A 25,933-nucleotide genomic window follows, 5' to 3' on the forward strand; every position below is an offset into this window, starting at 1 on the left:
ATGCTGCTCTGGCTGACCCAATGGCTGGGTGAATCGATCCGGGCCTTCAACGTATTCAACTACATCACGCTGCGCGCCGTGCTGGCGACGATGACCGCGCTGACGATCTCGTGGGTGCTCGGCCCGTGGGTGATCCGCAAACTGACCGAGATGAAGGTCGGTCAGGCGGTGCGCAGTGACGGCCCGCAGACCCATCTGGTCAAGGCCGGCACGCCGACGATGGGCGGGACGCTGATCCTGCTGTCGATCGGCCTGACGACGCTGCTGTGGGGCGATCTGGGCAACAAGTACATCTGGCTGGTGCTGATCGTCACGATGGCGACCGGCATCATCGGCTTCGTCGACGACTACAAGAAGGTCGCGCTGAAGAACCCGAAAGGCCTGAGCGCCAAGGCCAAGATGTTCTGGCAGTCGGCGATCGCCATCGGCGCCGGGCTGTTTCTTGTCAACGCCGGCCAGCTGCCGTCGCATACCGGTTTCATCATCCCGTTCTACAAGGAAATCCTCTATCCGTTCGGGGCGATCGGCTTCTGCGTGCTGACCTATTTCGTCATCGTCGGCACCAGCAACGCGGTCAACCTGACCGACGGCCTCGACGGCCTCGCGATCATGCCGACGGTGCTGGTCTCGGGCGCGTTCTGCATCTTTGCCTATGTTGCCGGCAACGTGAAATTCGCGACCTATCTGGGCATTCCGCACGTGCCGGGTGCCGGCGAACTGGTGGTGTTCTGCGCGGCGATGGCCGGTGCGGGGCTGGGCTTCCTGTGGTTCAACGCCTACCCGGCCGAGGTCTTCATGGGCGACGTCGGTGCGCTGGCGCTCGGCGCCGGCCTCGGGACCGTTGCCGTGGTCGTGCGGCAGGAAATCGTGCTGTTGATCATGGGCGGTGTCTTCGTTGTCGAGGCGCTGTCTGTGATGATCCAGGTGGCCAGTTTCAAGATGACCGGCAAGCGCGTGTTCCGGATGGCGCCACTGCACCACCACTACGAACTCAAGGGCTGGAAGGAGACGCAGGTCGTCGTCCGCTTCTGGATCATCACCATGCTGCTGGTCCTTGTCGGCCTGGCCACGCTGAAGTTGCGCTGAGGAGCCGACATGGATTTCAACGGTAAAAACGTCGTCGTCGTCGGTCTGGGCATCACCGGTTTGTCGTGCGTGCGCTGGCTCGTGCGCCACAATGCCCGCGTCACCGTCGCCGACAGCCGCGACGTGCCGCCCGGGGCCGAAGCGCTGGCGGCCGAGCTGCCCGACGTGACGACCCGTTTCGGCGCATTCAGCGACGCGACGTTTGCCGATGCCGAGCTGCTGGTCGTCAGCCCGGGCGTGCCGCTGGCCACGCCCGAGATCGCCCGTGCGATCGACCGCGGCGTCGACATCGCCGGTGACGTCGAACTGCTCGCGCGCGCGATCCGCGGCAGCGGCGCCCGCGTGCTGGCGATCACCGGCAGTAACGGCAAGACCACCGTCACCAGCATGGTCGGCAAGGCGTGCGAACAGGCCGGCCTGAAGACCGTCATTGCCGGTAATATAGGCCTGCCGGTACTCGATGCGCTGGCCGACTGGGAAAGCCGCAGCAGCAATCCGGACATCTGGGTGCTCGAACTGTCGAGCTTCCAGCTGGAAACGACCAGCTCGCTGACGCCCGACGCAGCGGTCGTGCTCAACGTGACCGAGGACCACCTCGACCGTTACAGCGGCATGCGCGACTACGCGCAGACCAAGGCACGGATCTTCAACGGCCTCGGCGTGATGGTGCTGAACCGCGAGGACGGCTGGTGCCGCGGCATGACGCAGCCGGGCCGCAACATCGTCTGGTTCGGCACCGACGCGCCACGCAATCCGAGCGAATACGGTCTCGTCGCCGACGGCGACGACGTCGCGCTCAAGCTCGGCGAGCGCACGCTGATGAAAGCGGGCGAGCTGCAGCTCGCAGGCCTGCACAACGCCGCCAACGCACTGGCCGCACTGGCACTGACGCGTGCCATCGGCCTGCCGAGCGCGCTGACCATCGCCGCGCTCAAGGCCTTCAAGGGCCTGCCGCACCGGGTCGAATTCGTCGCCGAGAAGACCGGCGTGAGCTACTACGACGACTCGAAAGGCACGAATGTCGGCGCGACCGAGGCCGCGCTCAAGGGCATGAACCGGCCGGTGGTGCTGATCGCCGGCGGTGACGGCAAGGGCCAGGACTTTATGCCGCTGAAGGCCGCGTGCGAGCGCATCTGCCGCGCCGTGGTGCTGATCGGCCGTGACGGCCCGCAGATCGCCGAGGTGCTGAACGAAGCGACCTCGCAACTGATCGACGCCGATGACGACGAGGAAGCTTTCCTGCCGGTGCTGCAGGTGCCGACGCTGGAGATGGCCGTGCAGATGGCCGCCAACCTCGCCGAAGCCGGCGACATCGTGCTGTTGAGCCCGGCGTGCGCCAGCCTCGACATGTTCCGCAATTACCACCACCGCGCCGAAGTGTTCATCGCCGCGGTCCGGGGTCTGGAAGGCTGACGCGATGAAAGCGATCTTCTACCGGGCCCTCAAGCGCATCCGCCCCAGCATGGCCGCCTACGACCAGGCGCTGCTGTGGTGCGTGATCCTGCTGCTGACCATCGGCCTGGTGATGGTCTACTCGGCGTCGATCGCGATGGCCGAGGTCGACAAGGACACCGGTTTCCGCTCGACCTACTTCCTGGTCCGCCACTCGATCTTCCTCGTCGTCGGCGTGGTCGCGGCCTTCTTTTCGTTCAGCATCTCGACCCGGACGCTGCAGCAGTACGCGCCCTTGCTGTTCATTCTCGGCGTGCTGCTGCTGATCCTGGTGCTGGTGCCCGGCATCGGCCGCGAGGTCAACGGCAGCCGGCGCTGGCTCGGGCTGGTGGTGATCAACCTGCAGCCGTCCGAGCTGATGAAGCTTGCCGCCGCCTTCTATGCCGCCGACTACACGGTGCGCAAGGCCGCGTTCATGGGCGGCGACTTCTGGGCCAGCATCACCAAGGGCCTGCTGCCGATGCTGTTCGTGATGCTGATCGTCGGCGGCCTGCTGCTGCTCGAGCCGGACTTCGGCGCGTTCGCCGTCATCACCGCGATCACCATGGGCCTGCTGTTTCTCGGCGGCTTCAACTGGCGGCTGTTCGCCGGGCTGATCGTGCTGCTCGGCATCGGCTTCGTCGGCCTGATCGCCAGCTCGCCGTACCGGCGCGCGCGGGTCTTGGGTTTCCTCGATCCGTGGCAGGACCCGTACGGCAAGGGCTACCAGCTCAGCCACTCGCTGATCGCTTTCGGCCGCGGCGAGTGGCACGGCGTCGGTCTCGGCGCCAGCGTCGAGAAACTGTCGTACCTGCCCGAAGCGCATACCGACTTCCTGATGGCGATCATTGCCGAGGAGTTCGGTTTCCTCGGCGTGGCCGTCGTCGTCGGCCTGTTCGCTTTCCTAGTGTTCCGCTGCTTCACGATCGGCGTGCAGGCTGCCAAGCTCGACCGCGCCTATCAGGCACTGGTGGCGCAGGGCATCGGCATCTGGATCGGCGTGCAGTCGGTGATCAACATCGGCGTGAACATGGGCCTGCTGCCGACCAAGGGCCTGACGCTGCCGCTGCTGTCGTTCGGCGGCTCGGGCATCGTCGCCAATCTGCTGGCGCTCGGCGTCGTCATGCGCATCGACTACGAGAACAGACAGCTGATGCGGGGGCGCAAGGTATGAGCTGGATTCTGACCCTCGTCGTACTGGCCATATTGATTCTCGGTTTTGTCAGTCGGGCGAAGTCGCGTCAGGCCGTTTCCGCTTCGCAGCCGCAAGCCGTTGTGCAGAATCGTGCTGGGCGCACCCTGCTCGTCATGGCCGGCGGTACCGGCGGCCACATCTTCCCGGCGCTGGCCGTGGCCAACGCGATGCGCGAACGCGGCTGGGACGTGGTCTGGCTCGGCGCGGCCGGCGCGATGGAAACGCGCATCGTGCCGCAGCACGACATCCCGCTCGAAACGCTGGCCATCACCGGCGTGCGCGGCAAGGGGCTGCTGAAGAAGCTGGCCCAGCCCTGGGTGCAGCTGAAGGCGCTGTGCGGTTCGCTGCGGACCATCTTCCGCCATCGCCCCGATGTGGCAATCGGTTTCGGCGGCTTTACCGGTTTCCCGGGCGGGCTGGCAATGCGTTTGCTGTGGCTGCCGCTGGTGGTGCACGAACAGAACTCGGTGGCCGGGCTGACCAACAAGGCGCTGTCGAAGTTCGCCAACCGCGTGCTGTTCGCGTTTCCGTCGGCGTTCCGCAGCGCACCGCCGCGCTTCGACTGCGTCGGCAACCCGGTCCGTGACGCCATCACCGCGGTTGCCGAACCCGAATCGCGTTTCGAAGGTCGAACCGGCCCGCTGAAGCTGCTGATTGTCGGCGGCAGCCTCGGCGCGCAGGTGTTCAACGAACAAGTGCCGAAGGCGCTGGCGCTGCTGTCCGAGGTGGAACGTCCGGTGGTGATCCACCAGGCCGGCGAAAAACACATCGATGCGCTGAAGGCCAACTACGCCGCGGCCGGTGTCGACGCCGAATGCGTGGCCTTCATCGGCGACATGGCCGGTGCCTATGCCGATGCGGATCTGGTGCTGTGCCGTGCCGGTGCGCTGACCGTCTCCGAGCTGGCCTGCGTCGGTGCCGCGGCGGTGCTGGTGCCGTTCCCGCACGCGGTCGACGACCACCAGACCGGTAACGCGCGTTACCTGTCCGAGTCCGGCGCCGGCGTGCTGCTGCAACAAACCGAATTCGGCGCCGAGCGTTTCGCGGCGCTGCTGAAAGAGACAAACCGAGCGCGCTGCCTGGAAATGGCCCACAAGGCCCGGCAGCTCGCCAAGCCCGACGCGACCGGACGGGTCGTGGCGGTGATCGAGGAATTGGCAAGATGAAACACAAGGTCAAACGCATCCACTTTGTCGGGATCGGCGGTGTCGGCATGAGCGGCATCGCCGAGGTGCTCGCCAACCAGGGCTTTGCCGTCAGCGGCTCCGATCTGGGCAGCAACGCCGCGACGCAGCGGCTGCAGAACGCCGGTGCCGTCGTGCACAAGGGCCACGATGCGGCCTATGTCGCCGACGCCGATGTGGTGGTGATCTCGAGTGCGGTCAAGGACGACAACCCCGAAGTGGTCGAGGCGCGCGCGCGCAAGATCCCGGTGATTCCGCGTGCACTGATGCTGGCCGAACTGATGCGGCTGCAGCGCGGCATTGCGATCGCCGGCACCCACGGCAAGACGACGACGACCAGCCTGACCGCCAGCATTCTCGAAGCCGCCGGCATGGATCCGACCTTCGTCATCGGCGGCAAGCTGCACGCCGCCGGCTCGAACGCCCGGCTCGGCCACGGCGACTACCTGGTCGCCGAGGCCGACGAGAGCGATGCGTCCTTCCTGCACCTGAGCCCGATGATCTCGGTCGTGACCAATATCGACCAGGACCATATGGATACGTATGGCCACGACTTCGACAACGTGAAGAAGGCCTTCGTCGAGTTCCTCTACCACCTGCCGTTCTACGGCCGCGCGGTGCTGTGCATCGACGACGCCAGCGTGCGCGAGATCCTGCCGCGCGTGACCAGCCCGATCACGACCTACGGCACCAGCGCCGACGCGATGCTGCGTGCCGAAAACGTTACCGCTGTCGACGGCCAAATGCGCTTCGATGCGGTGTGGGAAAACGGCGAGACGCGGCGGATTCCGGTCACGCTGAACATGCCGGGCCAGCACAACGTGCTGAACGCGCTGGCGGCGATCGCCATCGGCATCGAGGTCGGCGCGTCCGACGAGGCGATCCAGCGTGCTCTGGCGACGTTCCAGGGTGTCGGCCGGCGCTTCCAGCGCTACGGCGAAGTGGCATGCGACGGCGGCAGCTTCACCCTGGTCGACGACTATGGGCATCACCCGGTCGAAATGGCGGCGACGATCGCCGCGGCGCGTGGCGCCTTCCCGGGTCGCCGGCTGCTGCTGGCCTTCCAGCCGCACCGCTACAGCCGCACTCGCGATTGCTTCGAGGACTTCGTCAAGGTGCTGGGCACCGTCGACGGCCTGCTGCTGGCCGAGGTCTACGCGGCCGGCGAAGCGCCGGTAGTGGCGGCGGACAGCCGTTCGCTGGCGCGCGCGGTGCGCGTCGCCGGCAAGGTCGAACCGATTTTTGTTGAAGACATTGCCGAGATGCCGGCCGCCATTGCCGCGGCCGCAAAGCACGGCGATGTGGTGATCACGATGGGGGCGGGCTCGATCGGTGCCGTTCCCGGCAAACTGGTGCAGAACTGAGATGGCTGAAATGAAGCAGTACGGCAAGGTGGCCGTGGTGATGGGCGGTGAATCGAGCGAGCGCGAAGTCTCGCTGATGAGCGGCAAGGGCGTGCTCGACGCACTGAAGAGCCAGGGCGTCGACGCGCATGCCTTCGACCCGGCCGAGCTGCCGCTCGAGGCATTGCACGAAGAGGGCTTCGACCGGGCCTTCCTGATCCTGCACGGCGGCGACGGCGAGGACGGCACGATCCAGGGCGCGCTCGAATACCTCGGCATCCCGTATACCGGCTGCGGCGTGATGGCGAGCGCGATCGGCATGGACAAGTGGCGCACCAAGCTGATGTGGCAGGCCGTGGGCCTGCCGGTGCCGGCGTACCTGCTGCTCGACGCACAGAGCGATTTCGACTCGGTGATCCCTAAGCTGGGTTCGCCGGTGTTCGTCAAACCGTCGAATGGCGGTTCGAGTGTCGGCGTTACCAAGTGCCGCAACGCCGATGATATCCGCGCCGCCTACGAGGAAGCAGCCAAGTACGACCCGCTGGTGATGGTCGAGCAGGCCGTCTCCGGTGGCGAATTCAGTTGCGCCGTCCTCAACGGCCGCGCGCTGGCGACGGTGAAGATCGAACCGGCGACCGAGTTCTACGACTACGACGCCAAGTACTTCCGCGACGATACCGTCTACACCTGCCCTGGCCTCGCCGGCGAAGCCGAAGCGCAGGCGCGCGTGCTCGCCGAAGCGGCGTACCGCGTGCTGGGCGCGACCGGCTGGGCACGGATCGACTTCCTGACCGACGCCGACGGCAAGGTCTACCTGCTCGAGCCGAACACCGCACCGGGCATGACCAGCCACAGCCTATTCCCTATGTGCGCGCGTGAAGCAGGCATCGGCTACGAGCAGCTGGTGCTGCAGATCCTCGATACGACGCTTGAAGGAGAGGCCAACTAATGTTCGGCAGCGAAAAACCTCGTCAGGCCGTCGCGAGCGGCGGTCAGGCAAGGAGCCAGCAGCGCAGCGACCAGAATGGGCGTATGGCCCATGAGGATCGCGAGCAGCGCACGACGCAGCGTCACCGCTGCGTAGTAGGCATGGCGAGGTTTTTCCATGTGGGATAGGCCGCAGCTCTTGATGTGGTTCGCCAACCTGCTCACCGCGATGGCGGTGCTGCTGCTGTTCTATTCGCTGGTGTTCCTGACCATCCACTCGCCGCTGTTCCCGGTACGTCAGGTCAAGATCGACGGCGAGCTGTCGCACGTGACTCGCGAACAGCTGCAGTACGTGATCAAGAACGAGCTGAAGGGCACCTTCTTCACGCTCGACCTCGACAAGACCCGGCAGGCGTTCGAGAAGCTGCCGTGGGTGCGCGAAGTGAACGTGCGCCGGCGCTGGCCGGACCGGCTCGAGGTCAGCATCGAAGAACAGCACGCGTATGCGCGCTGGGGCAATGTGGCCCTGCTCAACACCTATGGCGAGCGTTTCGACGCCGCCAGCAACGATGCGCTGCCGGTGCTCGAAGGCCCGGAAGGCACCGAGAAACTGATGGTCGAAGGCTACCGGATGCTCAAGGAAGCGATGGCGCCACTGCAGAAGGCACCGACGCACCTGTGGCTGTCGCCGCGTCGCGCATGGCGTTTCCAGCTCGACAACGGCGTGGTCGTCGAGGTCGGTCGCGACGATGCGATCGAGCGCGTACACCGTTTTGCCGTCGCCTACCCGAACTCGCTGGCGCTGATTGCCGAGAAGCATCCGTTCGAGTACGTCGACCTGCGTTACCCGAACGGCTTTGCCGTGCGGCTGCCGGCCTACAAGCCCGAAGAGGCGGCCAAACCCGGTGCCAGACCGGCTGCGAAGCCGGCCGCCAAGGCATCGGCGCCGGCTGCCGTGAAACCCAAACCCCGCAGCGCTTCGGCGTAACGGGTACGAATCCGCGGCCGGTGCGCAGGTGCCGGCCTGTTATGAATTGCGTTGTGTAAGAAAGAGGCTTCTGTGAGTAGAGACGCGAACAACCTCATTGTCGGACTCGATATCGGCACGTCCAAAATCGTCGCCGTGGCGGCCGAAATTCAGGATGACGGCGTGCTGAACGTCGTCGGTCTCGGCTCGGCCACCAGCCGCGGGCTCAAGCGCGGCGTCGTCGTCGACATCGAGAAGACCGTCGGCGCGATCCAGAGCGCGCTCGGCGAGGCCGAGCTGATGGCCGACTGCAAGATCCGCGAAGTGTTTACCGGCATCGCCGGCAGCCACATCAAGGGGATCAATTCGGACGGCATGGTCGCGATCAAGGACAAGGAAGTCACCGACGCCGATGTCCAGCGCGTGATCGAGACCGCCAGTGCGGTCAACATCCCGACCGACCACCAGGTGCTGCACATCCTGGCGCAGGAATACATGATCGACGGTCAGGAAGGCGTGAAGGAACCGCTGGGCATGTCCGGCGTGCGACTGCACGTCAACGTGCACATCGTTTCGGGTGCCGTCTCGGCGGTACAGAACATCACCAAGTGCGTGCGCCGCTGCGGGCTGGAGATCGCCGAAGTCGTGCTGCAGCCGCTGGCGTCGGCGACGTCGGTGCTGACCGACGACGAGAAGGAGCTCGGCGTCTGCCTCGTCGACATCGGCGGCGGCACCACCGACCTCGCGGTGTTCATGGGCGGTGCGATCCGTCACACGGCGGTGATTCCGATCGCCGGCGACCAGATCACCAACGACATCGCCATGGCGCTGCGCACGCCGACGGCCGAAGCCGAGAACATCAAGATCCAGCATGGCGTCGCGCTGCGGCACATGACCGATCCGCAGCAGATGATCGAAGTGCCCGGTGTCGGCGAGCGCGGTTCGCGCCAGATGAGCCGCCACACGCTGGCCGAGGTCGTCGAGCCGCGGATCGAGGAGCTGTATGCGCTGGTCCAGGCCGAGTTGCGCCGCAACGGATTCGAGGACCGGCTCTCGAGCGGCATCGTCATCACCGGTGGCGCCGCGCTGATGCCAGGCATGGTCGAACTTGCCGAAGAGATCTTCCACATGCCGGTGCGCCTCGGGCTGCCGAAGTACGTCGGCGGGCTGGCGGAGGTCGTCAAGAATCCGCGCTATTCGACGGCAGTGGGGCTGCTGTTGTTGGCCAGGGAGCAATACCACAAGAATCCGGCCGGCAAGGCCAAGGACGGATCATTTGGAGACATTCTGGGCCGCATGAAATCGTGGTTCCAGAATAATTTTTAGTCAGTTTCGGGTCAGTAATTTAGAATCGGGTCAGAAGGAGAGTCATCATGGCATTGAGTATCGAAGTCCACGACGTTGCACACGTCGTCAACATCAAGGTGATCGGCGTCGGTGGCGCCGGTTGCAACGCGATCAACAACATGATCGAGCACGCACTCGCCGGCGTGCAGTTCATTTCGGCCAACACCGATGCACAGGTGCTGAAGCTGTCGAAGGCCGAGCACATCGTCGCGCTCGGTCAGGAGCTGACACGCGGTTTCGGCGCCGGTTGCAACCCGGACATCGGCCGTGAAGCGGCCGAGGAAGACCGCGAGCAACTGGCCGAGCTGATCGATGGCGCGGACCTGCTGTTCATCACCGCCGGCATGGGCGGCGGCACCGGTACCGGTGCTGCGCCGGTGATCGCGCAAGTCGCGCGCGAGAAGGGCATCCTCACCGTCGGCGTCGTCACCAAGCCGGGTCTGGACGAAGGCAACCGCCAGAAGGTCGCACAGGCCGGGATCGACGAACTGGGTCGCTATGTCGATTCGCTGATCGTCGTGTCGAACCAGAAGCTCGAGGAAGTGCTCGGCGATGACGTGACCATCGACGAGGCATTCCGTGCCGCTGACGACGTGCTGCGCAACGCCGTCGGTTCGATCGTCGAGATCATCAACTACCCGGGCCTGATCAACGTCGACTTTGCCGACGTGAAGACCGTGATGCAGGAAATGGGCATGGCGCTGATGGGTACCGCCCATGCTGCCGGTCCGAACCGTGCGGTCGAAGCGGCCGAGGAAGCGATCCGCAGTCCGTTGCTCGACAACATCAACTTCAAGGGCGCCCGTGGTGTGCTGGTCAACATCAGCGCCAGCAAGACGACGCTGAAGAAGAGCGAAATCCGCCAGGTGCGCGAGATCGTCGAAGCCGGCGCCGCCGAAGATGCGGTGGTCAAGCACGGTGTGGTCTATGACGAAAGCCTCGGCGACCAGCTGCGCGTGACACTGATCGCAACCGGCCTCGGCGTGCGTGAATCCAGCAAGCCGGTGATGCAGGTTGTTGCCAGCCAGCCGCTGAAGACCGGTACCGACAACCGTGCTGTCGACAGCACCGACTGGAGCGAGTTCGACCTGCCGCCGGGCATGCGTCCGAACCGTCGCAACGCGCCGGCCGGTCACGACGCGCGTTCGATGCTCGGCAATGTCGACATGGACATTCCGGCCTTCCTGCGTCGTCAGGCAGACTGATCCGCCATGCGCGCGACCTGAACGCCCTGCGTGAACCGCAGGGCGGAGGACGCTTGCGCGCTGCACAGGTAAATTGAGAACGGCAATCGGATGCATTGCGACGATCAATCCAGCCCATGACCCGGGGCTGCTAGAATCGTTGTCATGAATCCGTTAGGCCAAGGCAACCCATGTTTCAGCAACGAACCCTGAAAACCACGGTCCGTGCGGTCGGTGTCGGCCTGCATTCGGGCGAGCGTGTCACGCTTGTCCTGAAGCCTGCGCCCATCGATTCCGGCATCGTGTTCCACCGCGCCGATATGCCCGATTCGGCGCCGTTCAGGGTCGGGCCCTCGCTCGTGAACGACACACGACTCTCCTCCACGCTCATCAAAGATGGCGTGCGTGTCGGCACGATCGAGCACCTGATGTCGGCGTTCGCCGGCTTCGGCGTCGACAATGTCGTCGTCGAGGTCGACGCGCCCGAAATGCCGATCATGGATGGCTCGGCCGCGCCGTTCATTTACCTGCTGCAGAGCGCCGGCGTCGTCGATCAGGCCGCGCCCAAGCGATTCGTGCGCGTCAAGAAGCCGGTCGAAGTCGTCGAAGGCGACAAGTGGGTGAAGCTTGAACCGCACGACGGCTACAAGGTCTCGCTGAAGATCGACTTCCAGCACCCGGCATTCAAGAAATCGGCGCAGACGATCACGCTCGACTTCGCCAATACCAACTACGTGTCCGAGATTGCCCGGGCGCGGACCTTCGGCTTCATCCAGGAAGTCGAGATGCTGCGCACCAACGGCCTTGCACGGGGCGGCAGCATGGATTCGGTCGTCGTCATCGACGAATACCGCGTGCTCAACGACGGTGGCTTGCGTTTCGAGGACGAGTTCGTCCGCCACAAGGTGCTCGACGCGATCGGCGACCTCTACATCCTCGGCCATCCGCTGATCGCCGCGTTCTCCGGCTACAAGTCCGGCCACGCGATGAACAACAAGCTGCTGCGCGCGCTGCTGGACGACCCGGACAGCTACGAGTTCGTCAGCTTCGAGCGTGACGAGGACGTGCCGAGTTCGTTCCACGCCCTGCCGCCCGCCGGCATCTGATCCACGGCAAGGCGCGCCATGTTTGCCGTGTTGCGCATCCTCTTCGTCCTGGCCGTCGTGCTCGCCGGCTGGTCGGTCTTTTGCTACCTGCGCACGCACGACCGGTACTGGCTGGTGTTCCTGCGCCGGGTGATCGTGGCGACGCTGGCGTTGCTGCTGCTCTTTTTCGTCGGCCTTGTCGCCGAGCGTTTCTTCTGGCTCTGAACCATGCCCCGTTTTTATCTCGATGCGCCGCTCGCCAGCGGCCATGCGCTGTCCCTGCCCGAATCGCTCGCACGCCATGTCCAGGTGCTGCGGATGCAACCGGGCGAGGCCATTACGCTGTTCAACGGTCTGGGCGGCGAGTACGCCGCGACGGTGACGGCGATGGGCAAGCGCAACGTCGATGTCGAGGTCGGCGGGCATGATCCGGCCGATCGCGAATCGCCGCTGCAGACCGTGCTGCTGCAGGCGGTGTCGGCGGCCGAACGGATGGATTACACGGTACAGAAGGCGACCGAACTCGGTGTCAGCCGCATCGTCCCGGTCTACAGCCAGTACTGCCAGCAACGGCTGTCGGGCGAACGCGCCGAGAAGCGCCTCGCTCACTGGCGCGCTGTCGCTGCAGCGGCGTGTGAGCAGAGCGGCCGCACCCGCGTGCCGCAGATTGATCCGGTCGCACCGCTGGCCGATGCGCTGGCGGAGCTGCCGCAGCTCGACTTGCGGCTACTGATGTCGCCGGTCGGCGCGGTGCCGTTCCGTTCGCTGGCCGATCGGGCAGGCAGCCTGGCGATGCTGGTCGGTCCCGAAGGCGGCCTCTCGAGCGCCGAGGAACAGCTGGCCATCGCTGCCGGCTTCACGCCGCTGGTGCTCGGCCCGCGCATCCTGCGCACCGAGACCGCCGGCCCGGCATTGCTGGCACTGGCGCAAGCGCGCTGGGGCGACGGCTGATCCGGCTATAATCGGGCTTTGCTCCATCTCAGGCAAAGCATGAACAACCGCTTGCTCTATACCCGATTGCTCGGCGAAATCCGCCCGTACTGGCCGGTGATCGCCGGCTCCATCGTCTGCATGATCCTCGCCGCCGGCGTCGACGCCGGTCTGGCGGTGCTGCTCAAACCGCTGGTCGACCAGAATCTGCAGGCCCACTCGCTCGCGCATACCGCCGCATGGGTGCTGCCGGCGCAGATTTTCGGCCTGGCCATCCTGCGGCTGGTGACCAACTTCGGTTCCGACTACGCCAGCGGTTGGCTGTCGGCACGGGTGATGCACGATCTGCGGCAGAAAATGTACGAGCAGTACCTGAAGTTGCCGACGCGCTATTACGACCAGAGCTCGACCGGCGTGATGCTGTCGCGGATCACCTTCGACATCGGCAACGTGATGAACGCCGGCGTGCAGGTGCTGACGGTGCTGGTGCGCGACAGCTTCTCGATCGTCGCCTTCCTCGGCGTGATGCTGTACCACGACTGGCAGCTGACCTTGCTGTGCCTGATCCTGCTGCCCGGCGTCGCTGCCAGCATCCGCATCGTCGGCAAGCGCCAGCGCAAGCTGTCGCGTTCGTCACAGGAAACCATGGGCGAAATGACGCGCATCCTCGACGAAAGCCTCTCGGGCCACCGGGTGGTGAAGATTTTCGGTGGTTTCCCGTACGAGCGCCTGCGCTACTTCAACATCAACAACCGGATGCGCAGCATCATGGTCAAGCAGAACGCCACCTCGGGCGCCAACTCCGGGCTGGTGATGCTGCTGATCGGCATCACGCTGGCGATCATCATCTACTTCGCCAGCCTGCGCGCGCAGACCGGTGCGCTGACCGCCGGTGCCTTCGTGTCATTCATGGTCGCGATGATGGCGATCCAGCAGCCGGTGAAGAACCTCACCAAGATCAACGAGCAGTTCCACAAGGGCATGGCGGCGGCCGAATCGGTGTTCGGCGTGCTCGACGAAGCGGCCGAGCGCGATACCGGTACGCGTCAGATCGAACGCGCCCGCGGCGAGATCGACATCAAGGCGCTGCAATTCCACTACGGCGATCCGGACAAGCCGGCGCTGTCCGGCATCGACCTGAAGGTCGCGCCCGGTGAAACGGTCGCGCTGGTCGGCAGTTCGGGCTCGGGCAAGACGACGCTGGCCAATCTGCTGCCACGCTTCTACGAGCCGACCGGTGGCGAAATCGACCTCGATGGCGTACCGGTGGATCAGTACAAACTCGCCGACCTGCGCCGCCAGTTTGCAATGGTCAGTCAGGATGTCGTGCTGTTCAACGACACGGTGACCGCCAACATCGCCTACGGCGATGCCGCTCCGGATCTGGCGCGTGTCCAGGCCGCTGCCGATGCGGCGTTCGCGACCGAGTTCATCGAGAACATGGGCGAGGGTTTCGACACCATGCTGGGTGAAAACGGCGTACGGCTGTCGGGCGGCCAGCGCCAGCGGCTGGCGATCGCGCGGGCGATCTACAAGGACGCGCCGATCCTGATCCTCGACGAGGCAACCAGCGCGCTCGATACCGAGTCCGAGCGCAAGGTCCAGGCGGCGCTGGAAAACCTGATGAAGAACCGCACGACGCTGGTGATTGCCCACCGGTTGTCGACGATCGAAAACGCCAATCGTATCGTCGTGATGCGGTCGGGGCGCATTGTCGAGGTCGGCAGCCACGCCGATCTGATCGAGCAGAAGGGCATGTACGCCCAGATGCACGCGGTGCAGTTCCACGAGGTGTAATGAAAACGGGGCTTGATGCCCCGTTTTTTTATTGCCGGCGGTTCAGTTCGGCCAGTTTCAGGAAGCGGTAATAGACGGTTTCGGCGTTGAACACGGCAACCTGGAAACCGGCCACGCCGTCGAGAAAGCCGCGCTTGACGATATAGGTCCGCACGAACGCCCACAGCCCGCGGCCGACGGCCTTGGCGACCGATGCGGATTCGCCGCGCGCATGGCGCTGGCGGGCGCCGGCTTCCGAGTAGGCGTCGAGCTTTCTGAGCACGTCGGCATGCGTTTCGTACGAGTAGTGCAGCAGCGTGCCGTCCAGCGCCGCGACCGGGCCGTCGAACACCAGCCTTTCGTGCACCAGATCGTCCGAAAAACGGGCGCTGCCTTGCTTGAACAAGCGCGGAATCCAGTCCGGATACCAGCCCGAATGGCGCATCCAGTGGCCGCAGAAGCTCGACAAGCGATTGAGCCGGTAGACGGCGGCTTGCGGCGCGGCGATGGCGGCACGGATCGAAGCGGCGAGTTCGGGCGTGACGACCTCGTCGGCGTCGATGAGCAGGACCCAGTCGGTGTCGAGCAGGGCCACGGCGCGGTTCTTCTGCACGCCGAAGCCCGGCCAGTCGCCTGAAACCGCCACGGCGGCGCCGTGGGCCTCGGCAATTTGCACGGTCGCATCGCTGCTGCCCGAGTCGAGCACGGCGATCCTGTCGGCAAAAGCCAGCGCCGTCAGGCATTCGGCCAGTCTTGCTTCGGCATTCTTGGTGATCAGGGCAACGCCCAGGGTTGCAGCTGGCATGGGAAGGCGGGGCTGAAAACTGGATATAATCGGACAAACGCCGGTGCATCCACAAGCCCGGCCCTCACGCGGTCACCCAGATGAACATACTCGTTACCGGCGCAGCCGGCTTTATCGGCCTGCACCTGAGCCAGCGACTGCTGGCTGCCGGCCATACCGTCCACGGCATCGACAGCATCAACAGCTATTACGATCCGGCGCTCAAGCGTGCGCGGCTGGCGCAGCTCGCCCCGCACGCCGCCTTTTCTTTTGCCGAACACGATCTGGCCGACCCGGCCTCGGTCGCGCTGATCCGCGACGGCGGTTACGACGCGGTCGTGCATCTGGCCGCACAGGCCGGCGTGCGCTATTCGCTCGAAGCGCCGCTGGCGTACAGCGACGCCAACCTCGTCGGCTTTACCCATGTGCTCGAAGGCTGTCGCCACGGCAAGGTCGGCCAGCTGATCTTCGCCAGCTCGTCCAGCGTTTATGGCGGCAACCGCAAGCTGCCGTTCGCCGAAACCGACGCGGCCGATCATCCGGTCAGCTTCTACGCGGCGACCAAGCGTGCCAACGAACTGATGGCGCACAGCTATGCGCACCTGTACGGCCTGCCGGTGACCGGCTTGCGCTTCTTCACCGTCTACGGCCCGTGGGGCCGGCCGGACATGGCGTACTACAAGTTCGCGCAGAAAATCGTCCGTGGCGAGACCATCGACGTCTACAACCACGGCAAGATGCGCCGCGATTTCACCTACATCGACGAAATCATCGCCGGCATCGAAGGCCTGCTCGCCAATCCGGCCAAACCCGACGCCGGCTTCGACGTGATGCAGCCGCAGCCGGGCACCAGCTGGGCGCCGTACCGGATACTGAACATTGGCGGCAACAATCCGGTGCCACTGATGGACTTCATCGCGACGCTGGAAAAACACCTCGGCGTGACCGCCAACAAGCAGTTCCTGCCGATGCAGGACGGCGACGTGGCGGAAACCTACGCCGATACCCGCGCACTCGAAGCCGTCGTCGGTCCGGTCGCGCGGATCTCGCTCGACGAAGGGCTCGGCCGCTTTGTCGCATGGTTCAAGGATTATCACGGTGTCTGATGCGCCGTTCCGTCGCGCGCTGGTCATCAAACTGCGCCACCACGGCGACGTGCTGCTGACCGGGCCGGTGTTCAGCACCTTGGCCGAGGCGCATCCGGGCATCGAGATCGATGCGCTGGTGTACTCGGACACACAGGAGATGCTGACGCTGCACCCGCACGTGCGCACGGTGCACACGATCGGCCGCGACTGGCGCAAGCTGGGCCCGCTGGCGCAGCTGTCGCGCTACTGGGGGCTGTACAAGGCACTGAAGTCGCGCGATTACGACCTGATCGTCCACCTGACCGACCACTGGCATGGTGCGCGGCTGGCGCGCTTGCTGAAGCCCCGCGTCTCGGTCGCGCCGAGCGTGAAGAAAAACAGCGCACGCGCCAGCAAGACCTGGGCGAAGTCGTTCACCGCGCGATATCCGGTCGTCGGCGGCAACCGCCGCCACACCGTCGACATCCATCTCGACGCGTTGCGCCGGATCGGCATCCAGCCGAGCGAGGCGAGCAAGCCGCTGCGCTTCGTCGCCGGCGACGCCGCCGAGGCGTCGGTCGCCGCCAAGCTCGAAGGGCAAGGCGTGGCTAGCGGCGGGTACATCCTGATTCACCCGACGTCGCGCTGGCTGTTCAAGACCTGGCCGGTGGCGCACGTGGCGACGCTGGTCGATGCACTGACCGCGCGCGGCGACACCGTGGTGCTGTCGGCAGCACCGTCGAAGGCCGAGCTCGACTGGATCGCACAACTGAAGATGAAACTGGCGCGGCCGGTGGCCGACCTGTCCGGCCAGCTGTCATTGAAGGAACTCGGCGCCCTGATCGCCGGCGCGCGTGCCTTCGTCGGCGTCGATTCGGTGCCGATGCATCTTGCCGCTGCGACGCAGACGCCGGCCGTGGCCTTGTTCGGTCCGTCCGGCGACATCGAATGGGGACCATGGCGCTCGCCGCACCGGCTGATCACCGAACCGTTCTCCTGTCGCCCCTGTGGTCAGGACGGTTGCGGCGGCAGCAAGGTCAGCGACTGCCTGACCGCAATCACGCCCGAACGCGTGCTCGCCGAACTCGACGGCCTGCTCGCCGAGACGGGTCGCGGGGTGAGCCGTTGACCGCGCCGATCAGGCTGGCCATCGTCCGGCAGAAGTACAACCCGCACGGCGGCGCCGAGCGCTTTGTCGCGCGCGCGCTCGACGCGCTGTCCAGTCGTGGTGCGCTCGACGTGACCCTGCTGGCGCGGCAGTGGCAGCAGGGCGACAGCGGCTGGCACAACGAGACGGTGAATCCGCGCTATTCGGGCCGCCTCGGTCGCGACCGCGGCTTTGCCCGTGCAGTGCAGAAGCGTTTCCGGGATTTCGATCTGGTGCAGAGCCACGAGCGCATTCCCGGCGCGGCGATCTTTCGCGCCGGCGACGGTGTGCACGCGGTCTGGCTCGAACAGCTGTCGCGCGTGCAGGGCCTGTCGGCACGGCTGATCCGCTTCCTCAGCCCCTACCACAGCTATGTGTGCCAGGCCGAAACCGAGATGTTCCGCCATCCGGCGCTGCAGACGGTGATCTGCAACTCCAAGCTGGTCCGCGACGAAATCGCCGACCGCTTCGCCGTGTCCGACGACAAGCTCGAACTGATCTACAACGGCGTCGATACCGAGGTCTTCCATCCGGATCTGGTGCGTCACCGCACGGCGATGCGCGACGAATGGCGCGTGCCGCAGGATGCGCCGCTGCTCGCCTACGTCGGCTCGGGCTTTGCGCGCAAGGGAGTGTCGACCGCGCTCGAAGCGATCGTGCCTTATCCGGACCTGCACCTCGTGATCGCCGGTGCCGACAAGCACGCGAAGCGCTACCAGAAACTGGCTGAGACGCTGGGCGTTGCCGCGCGGGTGCGTTTCCTCGGTGGCGTCGCAGACGTCAAGCCGGTCTACGGCGCGGCCGACGCGCTGATCCTGCCGACGCTGTACGACCCGTTTCCGAACGTCTGCGTCGAAGCCTTCGCGTCCGGCCTGCCGGTGTTCACCAGCCCGATGTGCGGCGCGGCCGAATGGGTCGTCCAGGGCGAGAACGGCTGGACCAACGATGCACTCGACATCGACGGCTATCGCAGCGCAGTCGGCGTCTGGCTGGCGCGCCGCGACGAATGGCCCGCGCTGCGCGCGGCGGCACGCAAGACCGCCGAACCCTTTACCCTGGCCCGCATGGCCGGCGAGCTCGAAGCACTCTACGCCCGCCTGCTGGCCCGGACCTGAAAAGACCAGAAGAGAACCGTCGACCAATGCGCATCCTGCATACCGAATCATCGTGCGGCTGGGGCGGTCAGGAAATCCGCATCCTGACCGAGGCCGCCGGCATGCTGGCCCGTGGCCACCAGGTGACCATCCTTGCCTGCCCGAACTCGAACATCTACCCGGCCGCGCTCGAACGCGGGATTCCGGCGGTGGCGCTGCCGATCGAGAAAAAGCGCGTCGGCAGCCTGATGGCGATGCGCGGCTGGCTGGCCCGGCACAAGCACGAGTTCGACGTGATCAACACGCACAGCTCGACCGATGCCTGGCTGGTCGCGGTCGCCGGTGCGACGCTGTCCGGCGTGCCGCCGGTGGTGCGGACCCGTCACGTGTCGACTGACATCAACAAGAGCGCCACCACGCGCTGGCTCTACCTGAACGCGACCCGCCACATCGTCACCACCGGCGAGCGGCTGCGCAAGACGCTGAACCGCGACAACGGCTTTCCGCTGAACCGGATGACGTCGATCCCGACCGGTGTCGATCTCGAACGCTTCACGCCGCCGCTGAGCCGCACTGCGGCGCGCGCCAAGCTCGGCCTCGCCGACAAGCCGACCCTGGGCATCCTCGCGACCCTGCGCAACTGGAAGGGGCACGGCTACCTGTTCGACGCGTGGCCGGCGCTGACCGAGCGCTTCCCGGACTGGCAGCTGCTGATCGTCGGCGATGGCCCGCAGCGGCAGAACCTCGAGCGCCGCGTCGCCGAAGCCGGCTGGACCAACGTGATCTTCGCCGGCAACCGTGACGACGTACCCGACTGGCTGGCGGCGATGGACCTGTTCACGCTGCCGTCGTACGGCAACGAAGGCGTGCCGCAGGGCATCATGCAGGCGATGGCCTGCGGGCTGCCGGTGGTCAGCACCCCGGTCGGCGCGATCGCCGAAGCGGTGCTCGACGGCCAGACCGGCACGCTGGTGCCGCCGCAGGATGCAAAGGCGCTGACCGAGGCGCTGGCCGCGTTGATGGGCGATGCCGCGCAAAGGCAGCGTTATGCATCGGCCGGGCTGGCGCATGCGCGTACCACCTTCGGGCTCGAGCGCATGCTCGACCGGATGGAGGCGGTGTTCGGCGCCGCCGTCGCCCGATGATCCAACCCGCCTTGGCCCCACAGACTCCGGTCCGGCGCATTCTCGTCATCGTCGTTGCGCGCTTCGGCGACACGCTGCTGGTGACGCCGGTGCTGCGCCGGCTCAAGGCCGCACATCCGGACGCCGAACTGACGGTCATGGCCCACCATCGCCGTGCCGAGGTGCTCGAACACCTGCCCTTCATCGACCGGCTCGCGACGATCTCCAAGCGCAGCGCGCCGTGGCGCGGCCGCTTCGGGCTGAAACACTATGATCTGGCGCTGGTCTACGGTGACGACTGCGAATTCACCGACTACGCCGCGCGGGTGTCGCGCAAGGTCGTCGCCTTCGGCTCGGGTGCCGCGGCGGCCAACGTGACGCTGGTGCCGGCCCCGATGAAACCGACGCCGGCGCAGCACGAGCGTGCGATGCTGCTGGCACCGCTGGATCTGGCCGTCGACGACTGGCGGCTTGCGTATACGGTGACGCCGGCCGAGGCCGAGAAGGCCGATGCGTGGGTCGCCGGCCGGCGGCTGGTCGGCCTGCAGCTGCAGAGTTTCCCGGCCAAGGCCTACCGCGACTGGCCGCTGCCCCATTTTGCCGAGCTGGCCCGGCGCCTGCTCGCCAGCTATCCCGACGTGCAACTGGTGCTGCTCGGCGGCCCCGAAGGCCGCGACGCGGCGCTGATGCTCGAAGCCGAACTGGGCTCGGACCGCGTCAGCGTGCTCGCCGGTACGGTGACGATGCGCGAGAACGCCGCGATCATGGCGCGGCTGGCGCTGTACGTCGGCGTCGATACCGGCCCGACCCATCTCGCCGGCGCGCTCGGCGTGCCGATGGTCGCGATGTACCACGCCTTCCACCCCGGTTACCTGCTCGCACCGTTGCAGCATCCGGCGCTGACGGTGCTCGAGCACCCGGAAGCGGGCGAGGGCGCGCGCCGCGATGCACCGATGGCCGACATCAGCGTCGATACCGTCTGGGCTGCCGTGCAACAACGACTCGGAGACGCCTGATATGTGCGGCATCGCCGGTTTCTTTCTTCCCGACGCCTTGCCGAGAACGGCGATCGATGCAGCCATCGATGCCCTGCGCCGCCGCGGTCCTGACGCCGCGCACGTGATCGGCTGGCGCCGTGACGGCAGCCGCAGCGATGATGACGCCGAATACGGCCTGCTGCACCGGCGGCTGTCGATCCGCGACCCGCGCCCCGAAGCCGACCAGCCGATGCGCAACGACGCCGGCGACATCTGGATCTGCTACAACGGCGAGGTCTACGGCTGGGAGGACGACGCGGCCGCGCTGGCGCGCGAAGGCGTCGTGTTCAACACCCGTTCCGACACCGAATTCATCCTGCACGGCTACGAGCGCTGGGGCTTCGAGGCGCTGCTGCCGAAGCTGCGCGGCATGTTCGCGTTGGCGATCCTCGACTGGCGCACCCGCACGCTGTGGCTGGCGCGTGACCGGCTGGGCCTCAAGCCGCTGATCTACCACCACGGCGACGACGGCCGCTTCGCCTTCGGCTCGCTGGTGCGCGCGGTGATGCCGCTGGTGCCGGCTGCCGCGCGCACGCTCGACGCCGACGGCCTCGCCGCCTATCTGGCGCACCGCTACATCCCGGCGTCGCGAACGATCTTCACCGGCCTGCGCCGGCTCGAGAACGGCCACCTGCTGCGTTACGACCTCGACAGCGGCAAGCTCGAAAACCGCGCCTACTGGCAACCCGCAGCGGGCGAGGGTGAACCGCTGGCCTTGCTCGACGAAGCGATCGGCCTGCGCACCGTCGCCGACCGGCCGGTCGGCGTCTTCCTGTCGAGCGGCGTCGACTCGGTCGTGATCGCCAGCCGGCTCGCCGCGCAAGGCCACAAGGATCTGAGTACCTACACCGCTGCATTCGCGGGCAGCACGCTTGACGAATCGGATGCGGCCGCCGGCATCGCCAGCCACCTTGGCTTGCGGCACGAACGGATCGAAGTGCCGAACACGATCGCCGCCGATTTCGACGAGATCGTCGCGACGCTGGACGAGCCGTTCGCCGATCCGTCGGCGCTGCCGATGTGGTATCTGTCGCGGCAGACCAGCGAGCAGGTCAAGGTGGTGCTGTGCGGCGACGGCGGCGACGAGCTGTTCGCCGGCTACAAGCGTTACAAACAGCATTTGCGTTCAAGCTGGCGCGGCGGCTTCCGGCTGCCCTTGCCGTACAAACCCGACGTGCTCGGCCGCAACAAGCTGGCGCAGGAAGCGGGACTCAGCTGGGGCGACGCGTACAGCCTGCGCTTCTCGGGCTTCAGCCCGCAGCAGCGCGCCGCGCTGATGCCGACCCGGCCGGTGCTGGCCCACTACTGGCGCGACGGCGTGCCGGCGGCGAGCCCGGTCGAATCGTTGCTGAACCGCGATCTGGCCAATTACCTGCCCGAGTATATCCTGCGCAAGGCCGACCTCGTGACGATGGCGCACGGCCTCGAAGGCCGCGCGCCGCTGCTCGACCACCACTTCGTCGCCAGCGTGCTGGCGCAGCCGGTGGCCAGGCGTTTCACCGATCCGGCCAAGCAACTGCTGGCGCCGGCGATGGCCGGCCTGCCCGATGCGCTGAACCCCTTCCTGCAGAAAAAGCGCGGCTTCAACCCGCCGCTGAAGCACTGGCTGACGGTCGATCTGGCCGACCGCTATGACGGCCTCGGCGCGCGGCTGGCCGTGAACAGCGACGGCTTGCTCGACGCGGGCGCCGTCGATACGCTGATTGCCGCTTATCGTGAAGGCAACGGCCGCTACGCTGAACAGGTGTTGCAGCTGTTGATGCTCGACGCATCGCTGGCGCAACTGAAGCAACTGGATACGGAACTGCGATGAAAATCGGCTTTATCGACGTCACCGCGACGGTGTCGTTCGGCGGCGTGCAGACCGCCGTGTGGCAGCTGGCCGCGGCGCTGACCGACCTCGGTCACGAGGTCCACGTGATCGGCGGCAACGGCGACATCCGCCCGGACCTCGGCGGCCGCGATATCGGCGTGCACACCTTCGCGTTCCGCTCGCGCGAGCGTTTCCCGAATTTCGGCAGCCGCTTCCGCCGGCTGGCCGAGCGCTACAGCATGGCGCGCAATGCGAAGCAGGCCGTCGCCGGGCTCGAACTCGACTGGGTCGTGCTGACCAAGCCGTTCGACTTCTTCTGGCCGCATCTGATGCCGGCCGGCAGCCGCACCCGTTTTGCCTTCATGAGCGGCGGCACCGACTTCTTCCGTGGCGACCGCAAGCTGGCCAAACGTATCGATGCATGGATGGCGTGCAGCCATTTCAACGCCTGGCAGCTGCAGCACCACTACAAGCGTTTCCCCAAGGTGATCTACAACGGCGTCGACGTCGATCATTTCCGTCCGCTGGACGGCGCGGCCAAGCGCGCCGAACTCGGCATTGGCGAGGACGAGTTCGTGCTGGCCTTCGCTGGCCGGCTGGTCGGCTGGAAGGGCATCCGGGTCGCGATCGATGCGCTGGCGAAGCTGGTCGACGTCAAGGCGCGGCTGTTGCTGATCGGCGGCGGCGACGCGCTCGACGAGCTGAAAGCGCAGGCGCAAAAACTGGGTCTGGCCGGGCGCGTGCTGTTCGTGCCGGCGCAGCCTCATGCCAGCCTGCCCGACTGGTACGCCGCGGCCGACGCCGGCGTGTTTCCGAGCATCGGCGACGAGGCGTTCGGCATTACCATTGCCGAGGCGATGGCCTGCGGACTGCCGGTGATCGCCAGCCATATCGGCGGCATCCCCGAGGTCGTCGGCAACGAAGGCAGCTGCGGCGTGCTGGTCAGCCCCGGCGACGCGACGGCAATCGCCGGTGCGGTCCGGCACCTGTTGGGGTTGCCCGACCGCGGCCGGGCGATCGGCGAGCGCGCGCGCGCGCGCATCGTCGGCCAGTACACATGGACGCAATCGGCACAGCGGCTGCTGGCCGCGCTGGGAGATCCGGCATGAGGCTGGCCTATATCGACCCGCACCCGGTGCCCGGCGGCGACGTCGAGGCGCTGCAGATACTGCAGAACGTCGACGCGCTGGCACGCGTCGGCGTGATGGTCGATCTGGTCACGCCGACCGCAACGTTTGAAACCCAGGCCATCCTCGGCCGGCCGCTGGCCGCCGGGGTGATCCTGCACCCGCAGATCGACTGGCGCCGGCGCTGGTTCTTTCCGGTCAACAGCAACCTGCCGTTCTTCATCCAGGCAGTGCGCTGGCTCAGGCGTCATCACGTCGACGCGGTCTTCGTGCGCAATCTCAAGCTGGCCGACTACCTGCTGGCGCATTGCCCCGGTGTGAAGCTGTTTTTCGAAACGCATGAAATCTTCGCCCAGACCTACCGCGAGGACCATCCGCAGCTGCGCGGCAAACAGGCCGGCAAGCATGCGACGCTGCGCGAACGCGAGGCCAACGTCTACAGCAAGTCCACCGGGCTGTTCGCGCTGACGCAGCTGCTGATCGACGACGTCCGCCGCGACTATCAGGTGAGCACACCGGCCTGGGTTGCCGCCGACGGCGTCGATCTGACGGCGGCGAATGCGGCGTTCACCGAAGCACCGTGGTCGCCGTCGACGCCCGCCCGGCTGCTGTACTTGGGCAGTCTGCACCCGTGGAAGGGCGTGCCGACGCTGATCGAGGCGATGGCTCATGTCGACGGTGCAAGGCTGACGATCGCCGGTGGCAACGCCGAGCGGATCGACGAACTGCGCGCGCAGGCGATGGCACTCGGCGTCCACGGCAGGATCGATTTCATCGGTGCGATTGCGCCGGCCAAGCGCTTCGCGCTGATTGCCGAACACGATATCTGCCTGCTGCCACTGACCGAGACCAGCATCGCCAGCCGCTATACCTCGCCGCTGAAACTGTTCGAATACATGGCGCTGGCCAAGCCCATTGTCGTTGCCGACCTGCCGTCGATCCGCGAGGTGCTGGTGCACGGCGAATCCGGCTGGCTGGTCGCGCCTGCGTCGCCGCAGGCCATGGCCGAAGGCATCAATACGCTGCTGGCCCGGCCCGAAGTCGCCGCGCGGCTGGCCGCGCAAGCGCGCGAACTGGCGCTGCAGTACAGCTGGGAAGCCCGCGCCCACCGGATTGCCGACGCCATCGATGCGACGATCGGCGACGCGACCGCCGGAGCCGCCCGGTGAAGCTGCTGATGACCTGTGCGCCGATCCACCCGGTGCCGCCGCGCCACAGTGCCGCGGTCGAGTGGTGGATGTACCAGGTGGGACTGCGTACGCAGCACGACATGCTGATCGCCTGCACGCACCAGCCCGGCTATGCGGTCGACGAACGGGTTTCGGAGCGGCTGCGCATCCACCGTGTCGAGATCGGCCGGACGTACAAGCGGCTGTTCCAGAAATGGACCAAGCTCGACCCCTACGGCTATGCCGGCCGGGTGCTGACGCAGGCGCGTCGCAGTGGTGCCGAACTGGTATATGTCCACAATTCGGTCACCACCTATGCCGAGATCAAGCGCCGCGCGCGCGGCTTGCCGCTGGTGCTGCACATGCACAACGAGCAACCGGCGGCACAGCTGGGCGCCGATGACCGGCTGGTGGTGCCGAGCCGCTACCTGCAGGACTGGTACGCGGCCAACAGCAGGGCGCGCGACATCCGTGTGATCGCCAACGGTGTCGACCTCGATGCGCCGCCGCAAGCGCCGCTGGCGCTGCCGAAGAGCACCAAGCGCACGGTGCTGTTCGCCGGGCGGTTTTCCGAGGAAAAGGGCGCGCTGGCGCTGGCGAACGCTTTCCTCGCGTCACCCGGACTGGCTGCGCGCTGCCGGCTGCTGCTGGTCGGCGAAAGCGATCCGGCCAGGCTGACCGGGGCACGCGCCGACTATGTGCGCAAGGTCCGCGATGCGGTCGGCCGGCTCGGCGACGGCGTGTTTGCCGGTTCGCTGCCGCCCGAGGGCATGCAGGCAGCGTACCGTGCCGCCGATCTGGTCGTCGTCCCATCCTTGTTCGAGGAACCGTTCTGCATGGTCGCCATCGAAGCGATGGCCGCCGGCGTGCCGGTGCTGGCATCGCGGCGCGGTGGCATGCCCGAATATCTGATCGATGGCGAGACCGGTTTCCTGATAGGCGATCCGCTTGACGCGACCGGGCTGGCTGGCGATATCCTGCGCGCACTCGACGCGCCGCAACGCGATGCGGTGATCGCGGCGTCAACCGCGATGGTGCGCGCGCGTTTTGGCTGGTCGCGCATCGCCGCCGATTTCGACGCCTACTGCGCCGCCGTCGGCGGCTAGATCCACTACC

24 protein-coding genes are annotated in these 25,933 nt (G+C 66.4%); 22 read left to right on the forward strand and 2 right to left on the reverse strand.

All coding sequences use genetic code 11. The features are described from left to right. From mraY to JMJ54_RS11820, 6 genes are read left to right on the forward strand one after another with little or no spacing between them, the layout of a single operon-like run. Positions 1-1,086 carry a phospho-N-acetylmuramoyl-pentapeptide-transferase gene (gene mraY, locus JMJ54_RS11795; RefSeq protein WP_203538757.1) on the forward strand — a complete coding sequence of 362 codons (1,086 nt, stop codon included), beginning with the start codon at positions 1-3 and terminating at the stop codon, positions 1,084-1,086. A 9-nt stretch (positions 1,087-1,095) separates the two neighbouring features. Next, positions 1,096-2,499, forward strand: coding sequence for a UDP-N-acetylmuramoyl-L-alanine--D-glutamate ligase (murD, locus tag JMJ54_RS11800; RefSeq protein WP_203538758.1), 1,404 nt, complete (start codon positions 1,096-1,098; stop codon positions 2,497-2,499). Between the two features lie 4 nt (positions 2,500-2,503). Continuing rightward, positions 2,504-3,691: a putative lipid II flippase FtsW gene (gene ftsW / locus JMJ54_RS11805; RefSeq protein WP_203538759.1), complete on the forward strand. Its 1,188-nt coding sequence runs from the start codon at positions 2,504-2,506 to the stop codon at positions 3,689-3,691. Continuing rightward, on the forward strand, positions 3,688-4,878 hold the full coding sequence (gene murG, locus JMJ54_RS11810) for an undecaprenyldiphospho-muramoylpentapeptide beta-N-acetylglucosaminyltransferase (RefSeq protein ID WP_373310144.1): 1,191 nt from the start codon (positions 3,688-3,690) through the stop codon (positions 4,876-4,878). Before ftsW ends, murG begins: the two co-directional genes overlap by 4 nt. After that, positions 4,875-6,260 (forward strand): UDP-N-acetylmuramate--L-alanine ligase, encoded by a 1,386-nt coding sequence (murC, locus tag JMJ54_RS11815; RefSeq protein WP_203538760.1) that lies wholly within the window; start codon positions 4,875-4,877, stop codon positions 6,258-6,260. The genes murG and murC overlap by 4 nt, the downstream gene beginning before the upstream one ends. A gap of 10 nt (positions 6,261-6,270) precedes the next feature. Beyond that, complete coding sequence (locus JMJ54_RS11820; protein WP_203538834.1) at positions 6,271-7,188, forward strand: D-alanine--D-alanine ligase; 918 nt, start codon at positions 6,271-6,273, stop codon at positions 7,186-7,188. On the opposite strand, the gene JMJ54_RS11825 is transcribed toward JMJ54_RS11820, so the two are convergent. Continuing rightward, positions 7,185-7,346: a hypothetical protein gene (locus JMJ54_RS11825; RefSeq protein ID WP_203538761.1), complete on the reverse strand. Its 162-nt coding sequence runs from the start codon at positions 7,344-7,346 to the stop codon at positions 7,185-7,187. The genes JMJ54_RS11820 and JMJ54_RS11825 overlap by 4 nt on opposite strands. Before the next feature lie 22 nt (positions 7,347-7,368). Between JMJ54_RS11825 and JMJ54_RS11830 the strand changes: the two genes are divergently transcribed. From JMJ54_RS11830 to msbA, 7 genes are all read left to right on the forward strand, one after another. Then, entirely contained in the window at positions 7,369-8,154 is a 786-nt protein-coding gene (locus JMJ54_RS11830) for a cell division protein FtsQ/DivIB (RefSeq protein WP_239000048.1), read from the forward strand. A gap of 72 nt (positions 8,155-8,226) precedes the next feature. Then, on the forward strand, positions 8,227-9,459 hold the full coding sequence (ftsA, locus tag JMJ54_RS11835; protein WP_203538763.1) for a cell division protein FtsA: 1,233 nt from the start codon (positions 8,227-8,229) through the stop codon (positions 9,457-9,459). Positions 9,460-9,506: 47 nt separating this feature from the next. Beyond that, positions 9,507-10,685, forward strand: a complete 1,179-nt coding sequence (gene ftsZ / locus JMJ54_RS11840) for a cell division protein FtsZ (RefSeq protein WP_203538764.1) — start codon at positions 9,507-9,509, stop codon at positions 10,683-10,685. Between the two features lie 170 nt (positions 10,686-10,855). After that, positions 10,856-11,770, forward strand: coding sequence for a UDP-3-O-acyl-N-acetylglucosamine deacetylase (gene lpxC, locus JMJ54_RS11845; protein WP_203538765.1), 915 nt, complete (start codon positions 10,856-10,858; stop codon positions 11,768-11,770). 18 nt (positions 11,771-11,788) lie between these two features. Then, positions 11,789-11,974 carry a hypothetical protein gene (locus tag JMJ54_RS11850; protein ID WP_203538766.1) on the forward strand — a complete coding sequence of 62 codons (186 nt, stop codon included), beginning with the start codon at positions 11,789-11,791 and terminating at the stop codon, positions 11,972-11,974. A 3-nt stretch (positions 11,975-11,977) separates the two neighbouring features. Further along, positions 11,978-12,700, forward strand: coding sequence for a 16S rRNA (uracil(1498)-N(3))-methyltransferase (locus tag JMJ54_RS11855; RefSeq protein ID WP_203538767.1), 723 nt, complete (start codon positions 11,978-11,980; stop codon positions 12,698-12,700). A 39-nt stretch (positions 12,701-12,739) separates the two neighbouring features. Next, a complete protein-coding gene (gene msbA / locus JMJ54_RS11860; protein ID WP_203538768.1) occupies positions 12,740-14,476 on the forward strand; it encodes a lipid A export permease/ATP-binding protein MsbA in 1,737 nt (578 codons plus the stop codon). A 28-nt stretch (positions 14,477-14,504) separates the two neighbouring features. Here the strand turns inward: msbA and JMJ54_RS11865 are convergent, their stop codons facing one another. Further along, positions 14,505-15,260: a glycosyltransferase family 2 protein gene (locus JMJ54_RS11865; RefSeq protein ID WP_203538769.1), complete on the reverse strand. Its 756-nt coding sequence runs from the start codon at positions 15,258-15,260 to the stop codon at positions 14,505-14,507. Positions 15,261-15,340: 80 nt separating this feature from the next. Here JMJ54_RS11865 and JMJ54_RS11870 point away from each other — a divergent pair, with 80 nt between their 5' ends. From JMJ54_RS11870 to JMJ54_RS11910, 9 genes are read left to right on the forward strand one after another with little or no spacing between them, the layout of a single operon-like run. Then, positions 15,341-16,345 (forward strand): NAD-dependent epimerase/dehydratase family protein, encoded by a 1,005-nt coding sequence (locus JMJ54_RS11870; RefSeq protein WP_203538770.1) that lies wholly within the window; start codon positions 15,341-15,343, stop codon positions 16,343-16,345. After that, positions 16,338-17,435, forward strand: a complete 1,098-nt coding sequence (rfaQ, locus tag JMJ54_RS11875) for a putative lipopolysaccharide heptosyltransferase III (RefSeq protein WP_203538771.1) — start codon at positions 16,338-16,340, stop codon at positions 17,433-17,435. Before JMJ54_RS11870 ends, rfaQ begins: the two co-directional genes overlap by 8 nt. Beyond that, positions 17,432-18,568, forward strand: coding sequence for a glycosyltransferase family 4 protein (locus JMJ54_RS11880; RefSeq protein ID WP_203538772.1), 1,137 nt, complete (start codon positions 17,432-17,434; stop codon positions 18,566-18,568). Before rfaQ ends, JMJ54_RS11880 begins: the two co-directional genes overlap by 4 nt. Before the next feature lie 26 nt (positions 18,569-18,594). Continuing rightward, positions 18,595-19,692 carry a glycosyltransferase family 4 protein gene (locus JMJ54_RS11885; protein WP_203538773.1) on the forward strand — a complete coding sequence of 366 codons (1,098 nt, stop codon included), beginning with the start codon at positions 18,595-18,597 and terminating at the stop codon, positions 19,690-19,692. Positions 19,693-19,703: 11 nt separating this feature from the next. Further along, on the forward strand, positions 19,704-20,687 hold the full coding sequence (locus JMJ54_RS11890) for a glycosyltransferase family 9 protein (protein ID WP_203538774.1): 984 nt from the start codon (positions 19,704-19,706) through the stop codon (positions 20,685-20,687). Position 20,688: 1 nt separating this feature from the next. Further along, the gene (gene asnB / locus JMJ54_RS11895) at positions 20,689-22,521 is read left to right on the forward strand and encodes an asparagine synthase (glutamine-hydrolyzing) (protein ID WP_203538775.1); all 1,833 of its coding nucleotides are present in this window, start codon (positions 20,689-20,691) and stop codon (positions 22,519-22,521) included. Then, entirely contained in the window at positions 22,518-23,630 is a 1,113-nt protein-coding gene (locus JMJ54_RS11900; RefSeq protein WP_203538776.1) for a glycosyltransferase family 4 protein, read from the forward strand. The genes asnB and JMJ54_RS11900 overlap by 4 nt, the downstream gene beginning before the upstream one ends. After that, positions 23,627-24,817, forward strand: coding sequence for a glycosyltransferase family 4 protein (locus JMJ54_RS11905; protein WP_203538777.1), 1,191 nt, complete (start codon positions 23,627-23,629; stop codon positions 24,815-24,817). Before JMJ54_RS11900 ends, JMJ54_RS11905 begins: the two co-directional genes overlap by 4 nt. After that, positions 24,814-25,923, forward strand: coding sequence for a glycosyltransferase (locus JMJ54_RS11910; RefSeq protein WP_203538778.1), 1,110 nt, complete (start codon positions 24,814-24,816; stop codon positions 25,921-25,923). The genes JMJ54_RS11905 and JMJ54_RS11910 overlap by 4 nt, the downstream gene beginning before the upstream one ends. Positions 25,924-25,933 lie beyond the last annotated feature (10 nt).

It is taken from the genome of Jeongeupia naejangsanensis (assembly GCF_016865585.1).
Classification (GTDB): Bacteria; Pseudomonadota; Gammaproteobacteria; order Burkholderiales; family Chitinibacteraceae; genus Jeongeupia; species Jeongeupia naejangsanensis.